Annotated in this window: 17 protein-coding genes; 8 read left to right on the top strand and 9 right to left on the bottom strand. The window is 66.4% G+C overall.

Annotated elements, in window-relative coordinates; genetic code table 11:
- Positions 1 to 195 precede the first annotated feature (195 nt).
- The 3 genes from KHO41_RS31010 to KHO41_RS31000 all read left to right on the top strand — a co-directional run bounded on the left by KHO41_RS31010 (position 196) and on the right by KHO41_RS31000 (position 4510).
- Positions 196 to 1203: a Bug family tripartite tricarboxylate transporter substrate binding protein gene (locus tag KHO41_RS31010; RefSeq protein WP_211957069.1), complete on the top strand. Its 1008-nt coding sequence runs from the start codon at positions 196 to 198 to the stop codon at positions 1201 to 1203.
- A 358-nt stretch (positions 1204 to 1561) separates the two neighbouring features.
- Positions 1562 to 3805, top strand: a complete 2244-nt coding sequence (locus KHO41_RS31005) for a TonB-dependent receptor (protein ID WP_211957068.1) — start codon at positions 1562 to 1564, stop codon at positions 3803 to 3805.
- 18 nt (positions 3806 to 3823) lie between these two features.
- Positions 3824 to 4510 carry a Fe2+-dependent dioxygenase gene (locus tag KHO41_RS31000; RefSeq protein WP_211957067.1) on the top strand — a complete coding sequence of 229 codons (687 nt, stop codon included), beginning with the start codon at positions 3824 to 3826 and terminating at the stop codon, positions 4508 to 4510.
- An 81-nt stretch (positions 4511 to 4591) separates the two neighbouring features.
- Here KHO41_RS31000 and KHO41_RS30995 read toward each other — a convergent pair whose 3' ends face one another.
- The gene (locus KHO41_RS30995) at positions 4592 to 6715 is read right to left on the bottom strand and encodes a TonB-dependent receptor (protein WP_211957066.1); all 2124 of its coding nucleotides are present in this window, start codon (positions 6713 to 6715) and stop codon (positions 4592 to 4594) included.
- A 154-nt stretch (positions 6716 to 6869) separates the two neighbouring features.
- Positions 6870 to 7748, bottom strand: a complete 879-nt coding sequence (locus KHO41_RS30990; RefSeq protein WP_211957065.1) for a LysR family transcriptional regulator — start codon at positions 7746 to 7748, stop codon at positions 6870 to 6872.
- 124 nt (positions 7749 to 7872) lie between these two features.
- Between KHO41_RS30990 and KHO41_RS30985 the strand changes: the two genes are divergently transcribed.
- Together KHO41_RS30985 and KHO41_RS30980 are read left to right on the top strand one after the other, a co-directional pair.
- Positions 7873 to 8265, top strand: a complete 393-nt coding sequence (locus tag KHO41_RS30985) for a tautomerase family protein (protein WP_211957064.1) — start codon at positions 7873 to 7875, stop codon at positions 8263 to 8265.
- A gap of 303 nt (positions 8266 to 8568) precedes the next feature.
- Complete coding sequence (locus KHO41_RS30980; RefSeq protein ID WP_211957063.1) at positions 8569 to 9402, top strand: aldo/keto reductase; 834 nt, start codon at positions 8569 to 8571, stop codon at positions 9400 to 9402.
- 12 nt (positions 9403 to 9414) lie between these two features.
- Here KHO41_RS30980 and KHO41_RS30975 read toward each other — a convergent pair whose 3' ends face one another.
- Positions 9415 to 9843, bottom strand: coding sequence for a hypothetical protein (locus KHO41_RS30975; protein WP_211957062.1), 429 nt, complete (start codon positions 9841 to 9843; stop codon positions 9415 to 9417).
- 169 nt (positions 9844 to 10012) lie between these two features.
- Here KHO41_RS30975 and KHO41_RS30970 point away from each other — a divergent pair, with 169 nt between their 5' ends.
- The 3 genes from KHO41_RS30970 (at position 10013) to KHO41_RS30960 (ending at position 13306) form a co-directional block, all read left to right on the top strand.
- Positions 10013 to 10591 (top strand): BPSL1445 family SYLF domain-containing lipoprotein, encoded by a 579-nt coding sequence (locus KHO41_RS30970; RefSeq protein ID WP_211957061.1) that lies wholly within the window; start codon positions 10013 to 10015, stop codon positions 10589 to 10591.
- A 95-nt stretch (positions 10592 to 10686) separates the two neighbouring features.
- Positions 10687 to 11586 carry a recombination-associated protein RdgC gene (locus KHO41_RS30965; protein WP_211957060.1) on the top strand — a complete coding sequence of 300 codons (900 nt, stop codon included), beginning with the start codon at positions 10687 to 10689 and terminating at the stop codon, positions 11584 to 11586.
- Between the two features lie 100 nt (positions 11587 to 11686).
- Positions 11687 to 13306, top strand: coding sequence for an MFS transporter (locus tag KHO41_RS30960; protein ID WP_211957059.1), 1620 nt, complete (start codon positions 11687 to 11689; stop codon positions 13304 to 13306).
- Positions 13307 to 13321: 15 nt separating this feature from the next.
- Here KHO41_RS30960 and KHO41_RS30955 read toward each other — a convergent pair whose 3' ends face one another.
- The 6 genes from KHO41_RS30955 to KHO41_RS30930 all read right to left on the bottom strand — a co-directional run bounded on the left by KHO41_RS30955 (position 13322) and on the right by KHO41_RS30930 (position 19437).
- Positions 13322 to 13765 carry a thioesterase family protein gene (locus tag KHO41_RS30955; RefSeq protein ID WP_211957058.1) on the bottom strand — a complete coding sequence of 148 codons (444 nt, stop codon included), beginning with the start codon at positions 13763 to 13765 and terminating at the stop codon, positions 13322 to 13324.
- Positions 13766 to 13874: 109 nt separating this feature from the next.
- Positions 13875 to 15230, bottom strand: coding sequence for a BatD family protein (locus KHO41_RS30950; protein WP_211957057.1), 1356 nt, complete (start codon positions 15228 to 15230; stop codon positions 13875 to 13877).
- Complete coding sequence (locus KHO41_RS30945) at positions 15227 to 16861, bottom strand: vWA domain-containing protein (protein ID WP_211957093.1); 1635 nt, start codon at positions 16859 to 16861, stop codon at positions 15227 to 15229. Before KHO41_RS30945 ends, KHO41_RS30950 begins: the two co-directional genes overlap by 4 nt.
- On the bottom strand, positions 16861 to 17883 hold the full coding sequence (locus KHO41_RS30940) for a vWA domain-containing protein (protein WP_211957056.1): 1023 nt from the start codon (positions 17881 to 17883) through the stop codon (positions 16861 to 16863). Before KHO41_RS30940 ends, KHO41_RS30945 begins: the two co-directional genes overlap by 1 nt.
- A complete protein-coding gene (locus KHO41_RS30935; protein WP_211957055.1) occupies positions 17870 to 18415 on the bottom strand; it encodes a DUF4381 domain-containing protein in 546 nt (181 codons plus the stop codon). Before KHO41_RS30935 ends, KHO41_RS30940 begins: the two co-directional genes overlap by 14 nt.
- On the bottom strand, positions 18412 to 19437 hold the full coding sequence (locus KHO41_RS30930) for a DUF58 domain-containing protein (protein WP_211957054.1): 1026 nt from the start codon (positions 19435 to 19437) through the stop codon (positions 18412 to 18414). The genes KHO41_RS30935 and KHO41_RS30930 overlap by 4 nt, the downstream gene beginning before the upstream one ends.

Genomic DNA, 19437 nt, shown 5'->3' with positions numbered 1-19437 from the left:
ACGCATCATCGGTGCAACAAGCGGCCACCGGCTGCGTCATGACGCCACCATGGCGCACCGCATGACGCACCGCATGACGCACCTTAAGCGCACTGACAGCGACTCCCGGTAACATCGTCCGGCATCCGCAGCGCAGGCGATCGCCGATCAGCGTCGCGCAGCGGATCGATCCAACAGGTCAAGTCGGAGACAACCATGCGACAGTTCCCCGCCAGCCGCGCGCTGGTCCTTGCCTTGCCATCCGTTGCCGCGGCCGCCGCGGTGACCGCGATGACTTTTGCAGCCCTGCCCTCGCAAGTCCACGCCGCCGACGCGTGGCCCAACCATGTCATCAAGTTCGTCGTGCCGTTCACGGCGGGCGGCGCCAATGACCTGGTGGCACGTGCCGCGGCCGATGCCGTCAGCAAGCGCCTGGGCCAGGCTGTCGTGATCGAGAACCGTCCCGGCGCGGGCGGTGTGGTCGGTGCCGACTATGTGGCCAAGAGCAAACCCGATGGCTACACGTTCCTCGTCGGTGCGGTCGGCACCGTGACCAACAGTTTGATCCGCACGAAGATGCCGTACGCGCCGGACGACCTCGTGCCGGTGTCGCTGATCGCGGTGAGCCCGTCGGTGATCGTGGCATCGCCGTCGCTGCCCGTGAACAACCTCAAGGAGCTGATCGACTACTCGAAGAAGCAAGGTGGCGGCGTGAACTTCGCCACGGCCGGCAGCGGCAGCACGCCACACTTCGTCGAAGAGATGCTCAAGGAGAAAGGCGCCGCGCTGACGCCGGTGCCGTACAAGAGCGGATCGGAAAGCATCACCGCGGTGATGGGCGGCCAGGTTGCCGCGACATCCGAAGCGAGTGTGGTGGTGCTGCCGCATATCAAGGCGGGCAAGCTCAAGGCGCTCGGCGCAACGTGGGACAAACGCATGAGCGCCGCGCCGAACATCCCCACCACGGCCGAGCAAGGGATGCCTGAAGTCCGCATCGGACACTGGGCCGGCATCTTCGCGCCCAAGGGAACCGATCCCGCCATCCTGAAGAAGCTGAACGCAGAAATGACCGCGGCCATGCAGACGCAGGAAACGCGCGAACGCCTGCTGCCCAATGGCATCGAACCGGCCGGCGGGTCGCAGGAGAGCTTTGTCGCGTTCATCAAATCCGAGCGGGAACGCCTGGGCCGGATCGCAAAGAACGCCAATATGAGCGCCGACTGAGAAATATTTTCAAACTGACTTGTCGGTCATTTTCTGAATGTATTGAAGCGGCCCTTCTTACGAAGGGCCGTTTTCTTTTGCAGCGCCGACCCGGCAAGTCCTTGCAGCGTTTTCGCCCCTCCGATTATGGCGCTTTGTGCACTATCGCGCATTTTTTTGTATTGGATTAAAGACATCATGAAGGCGGGAATCTTGTCTGTGTCACTTCAACAACGCGAATTGCAACGCAAATCATTCGCATTTATATTCGGCTCGCTAAAATCATCGCTCCCTTGACGGTTTCGCCGATTCCCGTGCCTTCGCGCGGGCGGCGGTGCCGGACGAGCCAGCAACGGGGGGCGACCAAGAGACATACGCCATGAATCGCCGCTCCCAACGCACCCCCATTGCAACCGCGCTGATCGCGCTGTTTGCCGCCCCCGTTGCCACCTTTGCCCAGCAGGCACCCGCGCCGGCCACCGCGCCTACGACGACCCTGAAGGAGGTGGTGGTCCAGGGTGCCGCCTCGCGCGAGGATTTCAACGCCGGCAAGAGCTCCCTCAGCAAGCTGCCGGAAGACCTGCGCGACGTACCGCAATCGGTCACGGTGGTGAACAAGGCCTTGATGGAGTCGCAGGGTGTCAGCTCGCTCGCCGACGCGCTGCGCAATGTGCCGGGCATCACCATCGGCGGCGCCGAAGGCGGCCAGATCGGCAACAACATCAACCTGAACGGCTTCTCTGCACGCACGGACATCTATCTGGACGGCTTCCGCGATCGCGGCCAGTACTACCGCGACACGTTTGCGCTGGACCAGGTGGAAGTGCTGATGGGTCCGTCGTCGATGCTGTTCGGCCGCGGCTCCACGGGCGGCGTGATCAACCAGGTCACCAAGAAGCCGCAGCTGAAGGCCGCCACCGAAGTGACGGGCTCGGTGACCACGAACGGGCTGGTGCGCGCGACGGCGGACTACAACACGCCGACTGGCGAAACCTCGGCGTTCCGCATCTCGGCCATGGGCCAGAACGGCCGTCCGACCACGCGCGACGAGATGACGGTGCAGGACTTCGGCATTGCGCCGTCGTGGCGCCTGGGTATCGGCACCCCTACCGAGATCACCCTGTCGGCGCTGCTGCAGCACAACCACGACATGCCGGACTATGGCTTCTCGAACATCAACGGCCACCCGACCAGCGTCGACCGCAATACGTTCTACGGCTTCACCGACGATCGCACCAACCAGGACATCGCCGCGCTGAACGCCAGCATCTCGCACAAGTTCTCGCCGAACCTGCGCCTGCGCAATCAGACGCAGTTCAACTACGTGGAAACCGACGCGCGCGAAACCGCGCCGAACTCCGTCGGCTCGGTCAGTGCGCGCGGCTTCACGCCATTGACCACCACCACGCTGCCGCTCGACCAGCTGTTTGTGCGCCTGCAGAGCCACGACCGCAAGATCCGCGACTATTCGATCTTCAACCAGACCGAACTGACCGCCAACTTCGATACCGGCCCGGTGAAGCACACCATGCTGTTCGGTGCCGAAATCGGCCACGACGGCTACAACAACCAGAACTACTACCGCAACGGCAGTTGCAACGGCGTCGCGCTGAACCCCGCGGCCACGTCGACCGCGGCGGCCGGCACCTCTGGCTTCGTCGCCTGCGAGCCGCTGGTCAACCCGACCTACACGGCATCTCCGGGCAACGTGCCGACCAGCACCGGCAACCTGCAAGGCGGCTCGGCCAACACCATCGCGGCCTACCTGAACGACTCGATCGAATTCAGCAAGCAGTGGAAGGCCGTGGCAGGGCTGCGCTACGACCGCTATATCGCCAGCATCAGCAATTCGATCAACTCGACCAATACGCTGGGCAACACCGCGCTGGCCAACGCCGACCAGACCGTCAACTTCACCAGCGTGCGGCTCGGTGGCATCTGGCAGCCGACCGAGGCCCAGTCCTACTATGTGTCGTATGGGACGTCGTTCAACCCGTCGCTGGAGCAACTGGTCGGCACCGTCGGCCAGCAAAACCTGGAGCCGGAGAAGAACAAGTCGTATGAAGTGGGCGGCAAATGGGACCTGATGGGCGGCGACCTGTCGCTGACCTCGGCACTGTTCCAGATCACCAAGGACAATGCCCGCAGCCAGATCGACGCCACGACCTACGCGCTGTCCGGCAAGATCCGCGTGAAGGGCTTCCGCGCCGGCGCCACCGGCCATATCACCAGCAAGTGGCAGGTGTTTGCCGGCTACACGTACCTGGACGGCGAGATCATCAACGGCATCGCCGCGAACACGACCGGCAAGGTACCGACCAATACGCCCAAGCACACCGCCACGGCCTGGACCAGCTACCGCTTCCTGCCCAACTGGGAAGTCGGCGGCGGCGCCTTCTATATGTCGGAGCGCTTTGCCAACAACACCAACACGGTCCAGGTGGGCAGCTTCGTGCGCTGGGACGGCATGATCGCCTACCACCAGCCTAAATATGATGTGCGCCTGAACCTGTTCAACATCTTCGACAAGATGTATTACGATGCGCTGATCCAGTCCGATGGCGGACGCTCGGTGCCCGGCACGGGCCGCACCGCCATGCTGTCGTTCACGTATCGCATGTAAGCAGGGAAGGAAAGCCTGATGCTGGTCGTCATCCCCCAGGTCCTCAACGCCGAACAGGTCGGCGCCGTACGCGAACGGCTCGAGCATGCGTGCGAGGCCTGGGTCGACGGCCGCGTCACGGCCGGCTACTCGGGTGCGCCGGTCAAGTTCAACCAGCAGATCGACGAACGCTCAGACGTGGCGCTCGAGTGCCAGCGGCTGATCCTTGGCATGCTCGAGCGCAACCCGCGCTTCATCAGCGCCGCGCTGCCGAATATCGTCTACCCGCCGATGTTCAATCGCTACAGCGAGGGCATGACGTTCGGCGCCCATGTGGACGGCAGCGTACGCATTCATCCGCATGACGGGCGCAAGCTGCGCACCGACATCTCGGCCACGCTGTTCCTGTCGCCGCGCGACAGCTACGACGGCGGCGAGCTGCAGGTGCAGGACACCTACGGCACGCACTCGGTCAAGCTCGACGCCGGCGACATGGTGGTCTACCCAGCGACCAGCCTGCACCAGGTCACGCCGATTACGCGCGGCACGCGCGTGGCCAGCTTCTTCTGGATCCAGAGCCTGATTCGCGATGACACGCAGCGCTCGCTGCTGTTCGACATGGACAACGCCATCCAGCGGCTGAACCAGACCGGCGCCGACGAAGAAGCGCGCCGCACGCTGGTGGGCTGCTACCACAACCTGCTGCGGCAGTGGAGCGAGACGTAAGCCGAAAGTCTTGTCACAGACACGAAAAAAGGGCCGGGCGGTAAATCACCGCCCGGCCCTTTTTTCTGACCGCCGACTCGCTTACATCCGATAGCGAATCGTCGCCATGACGCTGCGCGGCGCGCCCGGCATGTTCAGGTTCGGGCTGCTGCCATGCGCCGAGACGATGTAGCTCTTGTCGAACAGGTTGTACAGGTTCAGCTGGGCTTCAAACGCGCCATGGCGGTACCAGGCCATCATGTCGGCCGTCACGTAGCCGGGCAACGTGACCGTGTTGAGCGGATCGGCATAGCGCGCGCCCACCAGGTTCAGGCCTGCGCCGACGCCAAAGCCATACCCGAGGCTCTTGGTCAGCCAGACATTGCCCGAATGCTTCGGCGTGATCGTTGCGCGCTTGCCCTGCAAGGCCGCGGTCGACTTGGTCACTTCGGCGTCCAGGTAGGCGTAGCCCGCCAGGAAGCGCCAGCCGCTGCCCAGTTCGGCCGCACCCGAGATTTCCACGCCGTCGGTGCGCTGCTCGCCAATCGGGATCAGCGCCGTATTGGTGGCATTGGCCACCTTGATATTGGTGCGCTCCAGCCGGAAGACCGAGACCGTGGCGCTGGCCTTGCCGTCCAGGAAGTCATACTTGGCACCCACCTCGGTGTTGTTGGTGGTTTCCGGGGCGAGCTGCGTGTTGTTGGCCGCCAGCGCAAAGGCCTCGCCGGAGGGCTGGAACGACTTGCTCCACGATACGTAGTACGACTGCGCCTTCGACGGCTGCCACACCAGGCCCGCGCGCGGGCTCCAGGCATTGTCCGTGCGCGACAGGTTCTGCAGGCCAGCGATGTTCTGCAGCGTTTGCTGTTCGAAGTGGTCGTAGCGCAGGCCCACCAGCGCCTTCCACTGTTCGCTGAACGTGACCATGTCCTGCGTATAGAACGCCAGGGTATTGAACACGCCCAGGTTGTCGGTGCCCGGCGTGCCCGGGGCCAGGCGCGCCAGCGTCGGCAGCACCGGGTTGAAGAGATTGAAGGTGCCCGGCACAGGCTTGGTGTTGTTGACCTGGTTCTTGTTCTGCTGGCCGATCTCCATGCCATACAGCAGCTCGTGCTGCATGCCGAAGACGCTGGCCTTCTGCGTCAGGTCGGTCTGGTTGAACCAGCCATGCTCTTCGCGGCCGACGTTGCCGTGGTTCATCGTGAAGGTCTGTGCCGCCTCGTTGACGGTATTGGTCAGCGTGTTGTTGCGGTCCAGCGAATAGTGGTAGTAGCGCGTGGCATTGCGGATCGACCAGCTGTCGTTGAAGCGGTGGTTGATCGTGGCCGTGCCGGAGTACACCCGCGACTGCGAGTAATCCGCGTCGCGCGCATTGGCCGCGCCGTAGTAGCGAGATGCCGGCACGTCGACCGGGCGGCCCTTGTAAGCCGGGATACCGAAGTCGGTCACGCGACGATCCTCGAGATAGTCGGCCTGCAACAGCACCGTGGTCTCGGGCGCGATGCGAAGTTCGAGCGACGGCGCAATCGCCTTGCGATCTAGGAACTGCTGCGAGCGATAGCTGTTGGCCTTTTCCACGGCGCCCGTCACACGGAACGCGGCAGCGCCGTCGGCGAACACGCGGCCGACGTCGGCCTCGGCGCGGCGGTCGGCCCACATGCCGTAGCTCAGCGCGAAGTCGGTCACGTCGATGCCCGGCTTCTTGGTCACGCGATTGATCAGGCCGCCCGACGAGCCGCGGCCATAGAGCACAGCCGCCGGCCCCTTGATGACTTCGACCCGGTCCACATTGGACAGGTCGCGGAAGTACAGCGCGTCGTCACGGATGCCGTCCACAAACTGGTCGGCAATCGCCGTGAAGCCGCGGATCGACACCTGGTCGCGCTGGCCATCGCCGGTGGAGAACGACACCCCCGGCACGTTCTTCAGGGCGTCCTGCATCGAGGTCGCATGCTGGTCGCGCATGACATCGGCCGTGACCACGTTGACCGTCTGCGGCACGTCACGCAGCGGTGCCTCGGTCTTGGTCGCGCTGACGGTTTTGGACGGGTTGTAGCCGGTGCCAAGGTCCTGGCTGGCATCGGCCCTCACCGTGACCTCGGGAAGGCTTTGCCGCGCCGCTGCGGGGGCACCTGTCTCCTGCGCATGGGCGACGCCGGTGAGCATGGGCTGGCAGGCGAATACCGTCAGAACGGCGCGGTGGACCGGATGCAGTTTGAGACTCATTTCCTGTAATTTTTTGTAATGCTTTCGACAAAATGCGACGCATTATCATTTACAGGGCGCAGAAACGTCAAATTTTGCGGAGAAATATCCGCATTTGTCTTAATGGCGAGGCGCGCATTTCGTCACATCTGAATTCCGGCTCACGGGGGGCACGTCATCCAAACTGTTCGGCCAGCGCGTCGCGCGCTGCGGCGATGAAATCCGGTTCGCCACGCCTTGCCGGCAACAGGAAGAACTCAGCTTCCGGCAATGCCGGCAGGCCAAGCCTGCGCTGGCTGGCGGCATCGAGAGGTGCCACGCCGGGGCCGATCGCCGACGCATTCAGGCACGAAAGACCGAGCCCGGCGGCCAGCGCCAGTTGCAGCCCCGCCACGCCCGAGGCCGAGTGCGCGATCTCGAACGGCCTGCGCTTGCGCACGAGTAGCTTCACCACGAACTGGTGCAGCGAGCAGGAGTCGGGCAGCAACACCAGCGGCAGCGTGGGCGGCAAGCTGCCAGCCTCGTCCTGCGCCGTCACCCATGACAGCGACTCGCGCCGCAGCAGGGTTCCGCGCCGTGCCGCCGCCTGGCCGCGCGTGCCGACGATGCGCATGCTCAGGCCGATATCAAACGCGTCCATGTCGGCGCTCGCGTCGATCACGGCGCTCTTCATTACCGTTACGTGCAGGCGCAGCAGCGGATGGCGTTCGCGCAGACGGCGCAGCATGCCGGCGATCTCCGCAGGGCGGAAATAGTCGGTCACCGCGAGCCGCAACTCCCCTTCCAGCACGCGGCCGCGCAGTTCCTGCAGCGCCATGTCGCTGAGCGCCAGGATACGCCGCGCATGCTCCAGCAGGCGCGTCCCGGCAGGTGTCGGCACCGCGCCTTTGCGGCCGCGCGTGAGCAGCGGCACGCCGGCGCGGTCCTCGAGCTTGCGCAATTGCTCGCTGACCGAGGACTGCGACAGGAACAGCCGGGGGGCCGCGGCGGACAGGCTGCCGCTGTCGGCCACCGTGACGAAGGTGCGCAAGTGGTCGGTATCGAATCCGCGCATGGCGATCCCCTGTTGATTTCGATGATTCGGAGAAACCGATGGTTCATATCGGAACTTCCCGCTTTTCCGATATTACACCGCCGCCTACCATGACATCACCAACCTACCGAAACAGGAGCCAGCCATGCCCCACATCAACCTGCAGATCTCCGGCCAGCCCGACGCCGCCCTCACCCGCCGCAGCGCCGCCGCGGTGTCCGAGATCACCCAGCGTGTGCTCGGCAAGAAGCCCGATGTCATTGCCATCGCGGTCCAGTACGTGCCGCGCGAGCAATGGATCATTGGCGGCGAGGCGCTGTCCGATACCGGGCGCAACGCGTTCCATCTCGATATCAGCGTGACCGACGAGACGAACACCAAGGCGGAGAAAGCGGCCTACCTGAAGGCCATATTCGAGGCGCTGTCGGAACTGATCGGCAATGTGCATCCGGTCTCGTATATCCACGTGATCGATGCGCGCGCGGCGGCGTATGGGTATGGCGGGCTGACGCAGGAGTATCGGCATCAGCATGGGTGAGTCAGGCCATCTGCCGTCGGCTTCTCGGGGTCGGCCTCCCCTCTCCCGCTTGCGGGAGAGGGGTTGGGGAAAGGGCAAGAGCCTCCATGAAATGTGGCCTGTCGCATCGAGACACGCCGGCCCTCTCCCCCGGCCCCTCTCCCACTGCGCGGGAGAGGGGAGCAAACAGTCGCCACCCAGCAATGTACTGGCTGACCGAACCATTCCCGTCTTAATCCCAACCCCGCGTTCTTGTAGATTGGTAGCTTGTTAACTAGTCAGTGCGCGCGCATGCCAGCGCCACTCGCTACGAGGATAGCCACCATGAAACATGTCACCCTGCCCGATGGCGAGCGCGTGCCCGCGCTTGGCATGGGAACGTGGAATATGGGCGAGAACCGCGCCGCGCGTGCCGAGGAAATCGCCACGCTGCGGCTGGGCCTGGACCTGGGCCTGCGCCTGATCGACACCGCCGAAATGTACGGCGAAGGCCAGTCCGAGGAGATGATCGGCGAAGCCATCGCCGGGCGCCGTGACGAGGTCTTCCTGGTCAGCAAGGTCTACCCGCACAACGCCAGCCGGCGCGGCACCGTCGCCGCGTGCGAGCGCAGCCTGCGCCGGCTCGGCACCGATCGCATCGATCTGTACCTGCTGCACTGGCGCGGCGGCATCGCATTCGAAGAAGCGGTGGAAGCGCTACAGAAGCTGCAGCGTGACGGCAAGATCCGCCACTATGGCGTGAGCAACCTGGACCTGTCCGATATGGAGGAATTGTGGGACGTGCCCGGTGGCGACGAGGTGGCGGTCAACCAGTTGCTCTACAACCTCACGCGGCGCGGCATCGAATGGGACTTGCTGCCTTGGCTACGCGAGCGCCGCGTGCCCGTGATGGCGTACTCCCCGATCGAGCAGGCGCGGCTGGTGCGGCATCCGAAGCTCGTGCGCTTCGCGCAGGCCAACGGCATGACGCCGGCGCAGGTGGCGCTGGCCTGGCTGCTCGCGCATGACGACATCATTGCGATTCCGAAGACCGGCCATCGCGAGCGGCTGCGCGAAAACCTGGGCGCACTACAGCATCCGCTTACGCCGGAACAGTTGCAGGAACTCGACCGCCTGTTCCCGCCGCCGAGCCGACCAGGGCCGCTGGAGATGCTCTGACGCCGGCGCGGTTTAGCGGTTGTGCGCGACGTAGCGCTCGCGCTCGACGTAGCCCGTCAGGTAGGTGCGCGCCTTCTCGCGGGTGTCGGTGGTCACGCGGTCGGCCGCCTGCCGCGCGCCGGACTTGCCGTGCGAGGACACCATCTGGCCTTCCAGGTACGAACCGAACGCATCGTGCATGGCCTTCAGCTCGCCATTGCACGCAGCCAGTGCCGAAGAGACCACTTCCTTGGTCTGGGCTTTGCCGGCGATGCCGTCGTCGGCCCGCTGCTGCACGCAATCCATGTAGCGTGCGCGCAACGCTTGCCAGCCGTTGTCGGCATTCGCATTGGTGTTGGCAGCGGCGCCCGCGTCAGGCGCCGAGGGCTGCGACCCGCAGGCGCCTAGCAGCGCAGCGACCAGCAGGATGGATAGCTTGGGGGCTTGGAGCAGTGTCTTCATGCATCCGGACTGTACCGGAGCAGATCCGCGCTTGCCGCGCGAAAGTCGGCCAAGCGGCACAAAATTAACAAATGGAAACGACTTCAACGTGTTGCATACGGTCCACCATTGGTCCGCAGGCGGTCGCCGACTATGCTTAAAAGTACACAAACAAGCAGAAGGAGATCCCATGAAGCGCCGCTCATTCCTCCAAACCAGTGCCGGCCTCGTGCTCGGCGGCTTGTCGCTGGCTGCCTGCACCACCACGGGGCCCGACGCGCCAAGCGACAAGGCCGCGCGGCGGCGCGAACTGGACTCCGGCGTGGATGCCACGCTCAGCAAACTGTACGGCAGCGTCAATGGCTCGCGTGACCTGGCCAACAAGGCGCGCGGCATCCTGGTCTTCCCGAAAACGCTGACGGCCGGCTTCGTCGTCGGTGGCGAGTATGGCGACGGCGCGCTGCGCTCGGGCGGTGCCACGCGCGGCTATTACCGCCTGATTGCGGGTTCGGTCGGCTGGCAGATCGGCGCACAGTCCAAGTCCATCGTCCTGATGTTCCTGACGCAGGACGCCTACGACAAGTTCGTGCGCAGCAACGGTTGGACCGCCGGCGTGGATGCCACCGTGGCACTGGCTACCGTGGGCGCGAACGGCGTGCTGGACACCAACACTGGCCAGCAGCCGATCGTCGGCTTCGTCATGACCAACGCCGGCCTGATGGCCGGGCTGAGCCTGGAAGGCAGCAAGATCACCAAGCTTGATTTGTAGCGGGTAACCTCGCCATCCGGCCGCCACGCCGCCCGACTTTTTCCGGCGGCGCGGCGCGACCGGATAGAATTCGTCCCTTTGGCCGAATTCCTCCCATGTGGTTCAAGAACCTGCAGCTCCACCGTTTTTCCGCTCCATGGTCGCCCAGCGCCGACGAAGTCGAAGCCAGCCTGGCCAAACATGCCTTCTTCCCCGGCACCAGCCTTGAAATGCAGACGCAGGGCTGGGCTTCGCCGCGCGACAACGGCCAGCTCGTGCACGCCGTGGGCCGCCAGATGTTGCTGACGCTGCGCACCGAAAAGAAACTGCTGCCCACCACCGTGGTCAACCAGGTCACCAAGGCGCGCGCCGCCGAGGTCGAGGAACAGCAAGGCTACAAGCCCGGCCGCAAGCAACTGCGCGAACTGAAGGAGCAGGTCACCGAAGAACTGCTGCCGCGCGCGTTCAGCATCCGCCGCGACACGCGCGTGTGGATCGACCCGGACAATGGCTGGCTCGCCATTGACGCCGCCAGCACGGCCAAGGCCGACGAAGTGCGCGGCATGCTGTTCAAGGCACTGGACGCGCTGCCGCTCGCGAACCTGCACGTGAACCAGTCGCCGGTCGCTGCGATGACCGACTGGCTCGCCACGGACGTCGCTCCCGCCGGCTTCACCGTCGACCAGGAAATCGAGCTGCAGTCGGGCAGCGAGAGCAAGGCCACCGTCCGCTACGTGCGCCATCCGCTCGACGCCGAAGACCTGCGCCGCCATATCACTGGCGGCAAGCGCTGCACGCGCCTGGCCATGACCTGGAATGACCGCGTCTCGTTCGTGCTGACCGATTCGCTGGCGATCAAGCGCGTCGCGCCGCTCGATGTGATCAAGGAACAAGCCGACGGCACGGTCAGCGACGAAGACGAGCGTTTCGACGCCGATTTCACGCTGATGGCCGGAGAACTGGCCGGCATGCTCGGCGACCTGACCGAAGCGCTCGGCGGAGAGCGCAAGGCCTGAGGCCTGCTCCACGCGATCTGAAATCTTTCGACGGCCGCTCCACGCGGCCGTTTTCTGTTTAGCCTTGGAGTTGCCCAGACGCCCCCTTCCGGAGCTACGCGTGGACAACACCAAGGCCCCTCTTTCCGCGGCCGGCACGCCAGCCACCGGTCCGTTCTCTTATCCCGCCTTCAGCGTGCTGTGGATCGCCACCGTGCTCTCCAACATCGGCACGTGGATGCACGACGTCGGCGCCGGCTGGCTCATGACCTCGCTCGCGCCGTCGCCGGCCTGGGTGGCGCTGGTGCAGACCGCGACTTCGCTGCCGGTGTTCCTGCTGGCACTGCCTGCCGGCGCGCTGGCCGATATCCTCGACAGGCGCAAGATGTTGCTGGCCGTGCAGATCGTGATGGCTGTGGTGGCCGCGAGCCTCGGCGTGGTGGTGTGGCTCGGTGCGGCCACACCCGTGCTGCTGTTGCTGTTCACGTTCGCAATGGGCGTGGGCGCCGCCATCACGGCGCCGGCCTGGCAGGCCATCGTGCCGAGTCTTGTTCCGCGCCAGGCGCTGCAGCAGGCGGTGGCCACCAACAGCGTGGGCATCAATATCAGCCGTGCGATCGGCCCTGCGCTGGCGGGCTTCATCATCTCCGGCATCGGCGTGGCCGCGCCCTTCCTGATCAATGCCGCGAGTTTCCTGGCTGTGGTGGCCGCGCTCGCGTGGTGGCACCCGTCCGCACCGGCAGAGCGCCGGCTGCCCACCGAAGACCTGCTAGGCGCCATGCGCGCCGGCGTGCGCTTCGCATGGCACAGCCAGGCGCTCAAGGCCACGCTCGCGCGAGCGGCAGCCTTCTTCCTGTTCGCGAGCGCCTACTGGGCCATGCTGCCGCTGATCGTGCGACAGGTGCTGGCCGGCGGCGCCCAGCTCTACGGCGTGCTGCTTGGCTGCGTGGGCGTTGGCGCGGTGCTGGGCGCACTGGGATTGGGCCGGCTGCGCCAGCGGCTCGGCCCCGACCGCGTGGTGGCGCTCGGGACGCTCGGCACCGTTGTGGCGCTGCTGCTCTTTGCCACGATCCACAACCCTGTGGCCGCGAGTGTGGCCAGCCTGGTGGCTGGCGCTTCGTGGATTGCCGTGCTGACCACGCTGAATGTGTCGGCACAGACCTCGCTGCCGGAATGGGTGCGCGCCCGCGGCCTGTCGATCTTCGTCACAGTATTCTTCGGCTCGATGAGCGCGGGCAGCATCATCTGGGGCCAGGCGGCAACCCACCTGGGCATCTCCGCCGCGCTGCTGATCGCGAGCGCCGGTGCGGTGCTGGCCATCGCGCTGACGTGGCGCTACAAGCTGCAGCAGGGCGATTCGTCGCACCTGGCGCCGTCCATGCACTGGCCCGCACCGGCGGTCAGCCATGACGTCGCACACGACCGCGGCCCCGTGCTGATCACGATCGAATACCAGGTACGGCCCGAAAACGCGGCACGCTTCGTCGCCACGCTGGACGAACTGAGCCAGGCCCGCCTGCGTGACGGCGCGTTCTCATGGGGCGTGTTCGAAGACGCCGCGCGGCCGGGGCGCTACGTCGAATGCTTCCAGGTCGTGTCGTGGCTGGAGCACCTGCGCCAGCATGAGCGCGTCACGCTCCATGACCGCGATGTGCAGGAGCGCGCGCTGGCGTTCCACAGCGGCGAGCAGCCGCCCGTGGTATCGCACTTCATCGCGCCGCAGACACCGCCGGCAGCGTGACGCTGAGTCGATCCGTCAGTCGATCCAGTTGACCTTGGGGAAACGGTCCGCAAAGCCGGCCGGCATCGCCTTCACCTTCTTCTGCTGGTAATCGAAGAACACGAAGCCGGACTTGGCCATGGCGATCAGAGCACCGTCCTGCGGGCGCGTGATGCGGAAGATGATGTCGCCGCCGTACTTGTTGAAATCCATCACACCGACTTCGAACAGCAACTGGTCGCGCGCATGCGCTTCGTTGCGGTACATCGTGGCCAGGTCCGTGACGATGATGCCGAGGCCTTCGACCTGGTCGCCCGCGCTGCCGAACTCATAGAGAAAACGGGCGCGCGCCTCGGAGATCATCGAAATCATCGCATCGTTGGCCAGGTGATTGGCCGAGTTGATTTCGGTGACACGCACGGTCAGGTGGGTCGAATAGCAGAACTGGTCGGCAGGAAGGTCGAGCTGAAGACGGGCCATGGCGGCATCGGGCGAAGTGGAAGAAAAGCCGCCGCCGGTCACCGAATCATGGGAGGTGCGGCGGCGAGGCGCCCATCATAGTCGATCCCGCCTGTTCGCCCAGGCCGGCTTAGGGATTGAGCGGCGGCAGTGCTGCCGGCGTGGCACGGTGCATGGAGATGTGCCGGTGCGCAGCGGAAAATTTCGGCAGGCACTGCGCGAGCGCGCTGCCGGACCACTGTGCGTGCCCGGCATCGGCGCCGAACAGGTGCCGCTCCAGCGCGCCGACGGCCTCGATCACAGCCTGATCACCCGTGCCCGCGGCCCAGTCCGACGGCGCCTTGCCCGACGCAGTGTTCGACCACGCGCCCAACGCGCGGTATGCCGCTGCGGCGTCACTGGCGCGACACGCTTGCAGCAGCGCCGCCAAGCGCGCCTCGCTGCTGGCCGCACGGGCGCTGCGCCGCGCGGCCATTGCCCGCCGCCACCGCGCCACGCGCGGACGTGCCCAGCGCAGCAGCAGCCATGCGAGCCCCAGTACCACCGCGCCGCCGGCGGCCCACAGCCACAAGCGCCACGTGGTACCGCCTTCGCCAGGCAGCGCCGCCGCATGCGGACCAGTCGGCAAGAGGCCTGACAGCCTCGGCGCCGATGCCACGTCCACCTTTACCTCGGGCGCTTCCGATTCGCCCGGCTTGCGCGTGACGGGATCGAACCATTCGACCTTGATCGCAGGCAGCGTATAGGTGCCGGCATGCTCGAACACATAGGTGATGCGGTCCGTGCGGCTGCCGCCCGTATTGCCGGCGCTGTCGTGCGCGGCGTCGCTGAGCTGCGGATCGCCCGCGAACACGCGCACGCCGGACGGCGCCTCGACCTTCGGCGGCCGGATCATCATGGCCTGCGTCTGCGGCGCGAATGTGGTGATGGTGCGTACCAGCGCATCGCCGGCGTGGAACGTCGCCTGCGGGCCGCTGACCGGCCGGTCGAAACTCTGCGTGACGTTCAGGCGCGCCACCGGCAGTGTCGTGCTGGCCGGGGTACCGGCAGCGCCTGAAGCGTGAATCGTAGTGGCTGGCAGCGTGACGTTGCCTTGGCGTGGCTTGCCGTCGTCGCCTGCATACGTAAAGGCAATCGTGACTTGCGGCAACTGGAAATCGCCGCCCTGCTCCGCCGCGAACAGGTAGGTCTTCTGGATGCCGGCATAGCTCACGCCGTCGATTTTCTCCACCGTGTTCAATCCGCGGTCGTCCGGCATGGTCACGATCGCGCCGGGCACCTGCAGCGTCGGAAAGACCGGCGCCGACATGAAGAAATTGGGCGCCAGGATCGTCACCTCGACGGGGATCTGCTGGCCCGGCAGCACCGGCTGCTTGGCATCGACCTTGACGCGCACGACCGGCTCCGCAGCGAGCGCGAGCGCAAAGGAAAGCCACAGCACAAAGCCGGCCAGCCAGCGCCCGATATCGCGCCTTGCCCGCATCATGGCTTGTCTCCGGCGGATGGCTGGGCCTGGCTCTGCTGCAGCGCGAACTTGCGCTGCAGCAGCTCGGTCGGCGAGGTCTGGATCGCACGCATCCAGGTCTCGGCGCTCTGTACCGCGCCCATTTCCGTCTTCTTGCCCTCGCCCTCCGGCGGCTTGGACTCGCGGTCGTACTTCACTTCATCAGGCTTGACGTCCGGCGGCTCCTCGCCTTCCTTTGGCTTGTCGGCCTTCGCCGCCAGCTTTTCCATGAGCGCGAGATTGGCCGTCGCCGCCGGCCATTGCGGACGGCGCTTCAGCGCCTGCCGATAGCGCGCCGCCGCGTCCTTGTACTTGCCAAGGTGCGCCAGCGCATCGCCCTGGTTGAAGTCGCTCTCGGGCGAATCGACGAGTGCGAAGCTCTGCACGGCCTTCGCGTACTGCCCCGCGCGGTACTGCGCCACGCCGCGCCACATGGGGTCGTCGAACAATGCGGCGGCGCCGGCGAAATCGCCACGCTCGAATGCCAGCCTGCCCTGCTGGTCATGCGTGAGCCAAAGGTCGACGAAGCGCCACGCAGGGGGTGCTGCGTCCGGTGCGGACGCTTGCGCGCGCAAATCGTGCCGCGGTGCGGCCAGCGCCATCGCCAGCAACAGGCCGGTGATCCAGCGCACGGTCCAGCCCTTGCGGAACCACAGCACGCCGAGCAGCGCGATCGGGATCGTGAGCCACCAGCCTTCATCCTTCCAGCGCGAGTTCTCCGCCGTTTGCTTTTGCGCGAGATGCGATTGCACATGGCGCTGGACCCAGGCCACGTCATCGTCGCTGTCCGGTGTGAACGTGGCCACCGGCACGCCGGTGTCGTCACCAAAGCGCTTGAGTGCAGCCGTGTCCATGCGCGAGAACACGCGCACGCCGTCCTTTTCGACAAAGCCCTCGGACCCGCTGCGCAGCGGGCCGCCGCGCTCGGTGCCGATGGCCAGCACCACCGGCTGGCTGCGCCCGCTGCTGGCCTGGGCCTTGAACGCGCGCACGGCGGCGGTCTCCATGCTGTCGGTCAGGAACAGGATGGTGCCCGGCACTTCCTCGTGCGCAAGCGCGGCGTCGATGGTGCGCAGCGCTAGCGCCGTGTCCTTGCCTGGCGCGGGCATGATGCGCGTCTGCAGCGCATCGACGAAGGTCTGCAGCAGCGTGGCGTCGTCGGTCAGCGGCAGCACCAGGTGCGTCGAGCCTGCGTAGGCCCAGATCGCCGTGCGTCCGCCGTCACGGCGCGCGAGCAGCGCCTTGACCTTGAGCTTGGCGCGTTCGAGCCGCGTGGGCGTCACGTCGATCGCGTCCATCGTCGGCGACAGGTCGATGGCGATCGCCAGCGGCGCCTTGTCGTCGAGGAACGGCGGACGCTCGCGTTCCCATGTGGGGCCAGCCAGCGCGATGGCGCCAACGGCGAGCAGCAAAGCGGTCAGGTGCACGGGGCGGATGGCCAGCCGTCGGCGCTCGCCGACCATCAGGGCATCGAGCAGATGGGGGGCGATGGCGTCGCGCCAGCGGCGCCGGACATCGCCGCGGCGTTGAACAGCCCACACCAGCAGCACTGCCGGAATCAGCACGAGCAGCCACCACGGGCGCAGGAAATGGAATGCCGCGAGCGCCTGCATCACGGTTCCTCCGTGGCCGGCTGAGTCGCGGCCTGCCGACGCGGCCGCGACAGCCAAGCCGACCAGATCGCCATGATCAGCTGGTACGCGAGCACCACGCCGACCGCAGCGCCGAGCGGCCACATGAACAGCTCGCGCCGCGGGCGCCACGACAGCGTCTTGTGGTTGTGCGGCGTGATGCGGTCGAGCGTTGCGTAGATGCTTTCCAGGCTGTTCTGGTCCGCGCCGAAGAAGTAGCGCCCGCCCGTCTGCGCCGCCATGCGCTGGAGCACGCCGAGATCGACGCGCTGCTCGCCTTCGGCGGACGGATCGCCGATGCCGATCGTATGCACGGTCACATGCCGCTGCTTCGCAATATCCGCCGCGCGCTCGGGCGGCATCTTGCTGGCGGTGTCATTGCCATCAGTCAGCACGATCAGCACCTTTTCGGGCGCCTGGCTCTGGTCGAACATCTTGATGCCGAGGCCGACGGCATCGCCCAGTGCGGTACTGGGACCAGCCATGCCGGGCAACAGGTCCCGGATCATGGTCTGCACGAGCGCGTGGTCCAGCGTGAACGGTGCGAGCGGATACGGTGCATCGCCGAACACGATCAGGCCGATGCGATCGCCGGGCCGACGCGCGACGAAACTGCTGACCACCTCGCGCACAGCCTGCACGCGCGGGATCAGCGCGCCGGACGGGTCGCGGAAATCGCGCGTATCCATCGACTGCGACAGGTCCAGCGCAAGCAGCAGGTCGCGCACGGGCTGCGTCTTTTCGATGGGTGCTTCGAGAAACTGCGGCCGTGCCAGCGCGGTCACCAGCAACGCCCATGCGAGCGGCGCCAGGATGCGCTGCAGCCAGTTGCTGCGCGGCACGACGGCACCCGCCGCCGGCTTCAGGCCCAATGCGCTCGCCACCTCGCCGAAGAAAGGCAGCCGCACCGAAGGACTTTCCTCGCGATACGGCGGCAACAGCCACCACAGCAGCAAGGGCAGCGGCAGCAGCACGAAGAGCCACGGATATTCAAACTGGTACATGGTGGCCGGCAATCCATTGCTGGCAGGCGGTGGCCGTAGCCGTTACCTGGGTTTCCGGCCACTGCGCCAGCGCGGCGGCATCGCGGTACTGCGCGTCGTTGACGAGCGCCGCGAGCACCGGCACGGCCGCGCCGGCCTTGCCCGCGTTGGCCTGCAGGAACTGCGCCCAGTCCGCGCCCGCCATGCTGGCCACCTGTGCGCGCGGCCATGCCGCCAGCGCGGTGCGCTTGAGCAACTCGGCCATGTCGGCCAGCGCCTGCGCGCGCGCTGCGGGGGAAGCCGTCATGCCTGCGCGCAGCCGCGCGAGTTCGGCCAGCGCCTCGCGGCGATAGCGGTTTGCGCGATAGCGGCGCCACCAGCGCCAGCCCGCAAACACCAGCAACGCGAGCACGATCGCACCGGCCACGGGCCAGCCGATGGTCTGCGGCCGCCACGATGGCGGCGGCGGTACGGCCACATCGGCCAGGGTCTGGAGTTCGCCGGAGATCGTAGCGCTGTCGGGCTCGGCCGTGCTGTGCACGAGGTCGGTCATCGCTGCACTCCCTGTGCGGCGCGCACGGGCGTTTGACCTTGCGGGGCGGCCTGGCCGAGCAGGCGACGCAACTGCTGCGGCGTCTCCTCTGCGGCCGACAGCGGCAGCAGCGGCACACCGATGGCGCGGTGCCAGTCCATGAGGCTGCGGCTCTGCGTGTCGACGAAATCGGCGATACCCTTGCGCGTGGATGCCTGGCCGAAGCCGAGTTCGACCTGCAATTCGCCATCGCTGACCACAAGATGGCCGGAGTCCGGGAGTTCCAGCAGGAACGGGTCGTACACCAGCATCGTCAGCACGTCGTTGCGCGCGCACATCGACAGCATCAGGTCGCGCGTGGTCGCGTCGTGCCCATCGAAATCGCTGATGACGATGACGAGGTGATCGTGCCGCGCGAGCCTTGCCGCGCGCTCGAGTGCGGCGTTGAGCTGACTTGCGCCGCGCCGTGCAGGAGCATCCGCGCGTAGGGATTGGTTATGTCGCGCGATCTCGCCGAGCAGGTGCTCGACGGCCTGCCGGCTGCGTCGCGGCGCAAGCTCGGTGCATTCGCTGTCGCCGAACACGAGGCCGCCGACGCGGTCGCCCTCGGACAGCACGCGCCATGCCGCCAGCGCCGCGGCCTCGGCGGCCACCACGGATTTCATCGCACGGCGGCTGCCGAAGAACATGTTGATGCGCTGGTCCACGAGCAGCAGCACGGGCCGGTCCTTCTCCTCGCTGTACACGCGCACGTGCGGCTTGCCGGTGCGCGCGGTGACGCGCCAGTCCATGCTGCGGATATCGTCGCCCGGCAAATAGCCGCGCAACTCTTCGAAGGTCAGGCCACGGCCGCGCACGCGCGACGCATGCCTGCCGGCGAGCACGCTGTGCACCGGCTGGCGTGGCAGGAAATGGAAATCGCGCGCGGCGACTTCGAGTGCAGCCAGCGCCGCGGCATCGACGCTGACGCCGGGCTGCGCGCGCGCCTCTGCGGGGGCAGCGGCCACCGGCGAGCGGCCGAGCGATGCGAGATGGGAGCGCAT

The organism is Cupriavidus numazuensis (assembly GCF_905397435.1).
Lineage (GTDB): Bacteria > Pseudomonadota > Gammaproteobacteria > Burkholderiales > Burkholderiaceae > Cupriavidus > Cupriavidus numazuensis.
Note: the sequence above shows the minus strand (reverse complement) of the source record. Positions and strands in the feature narration are given on the sequence as shown.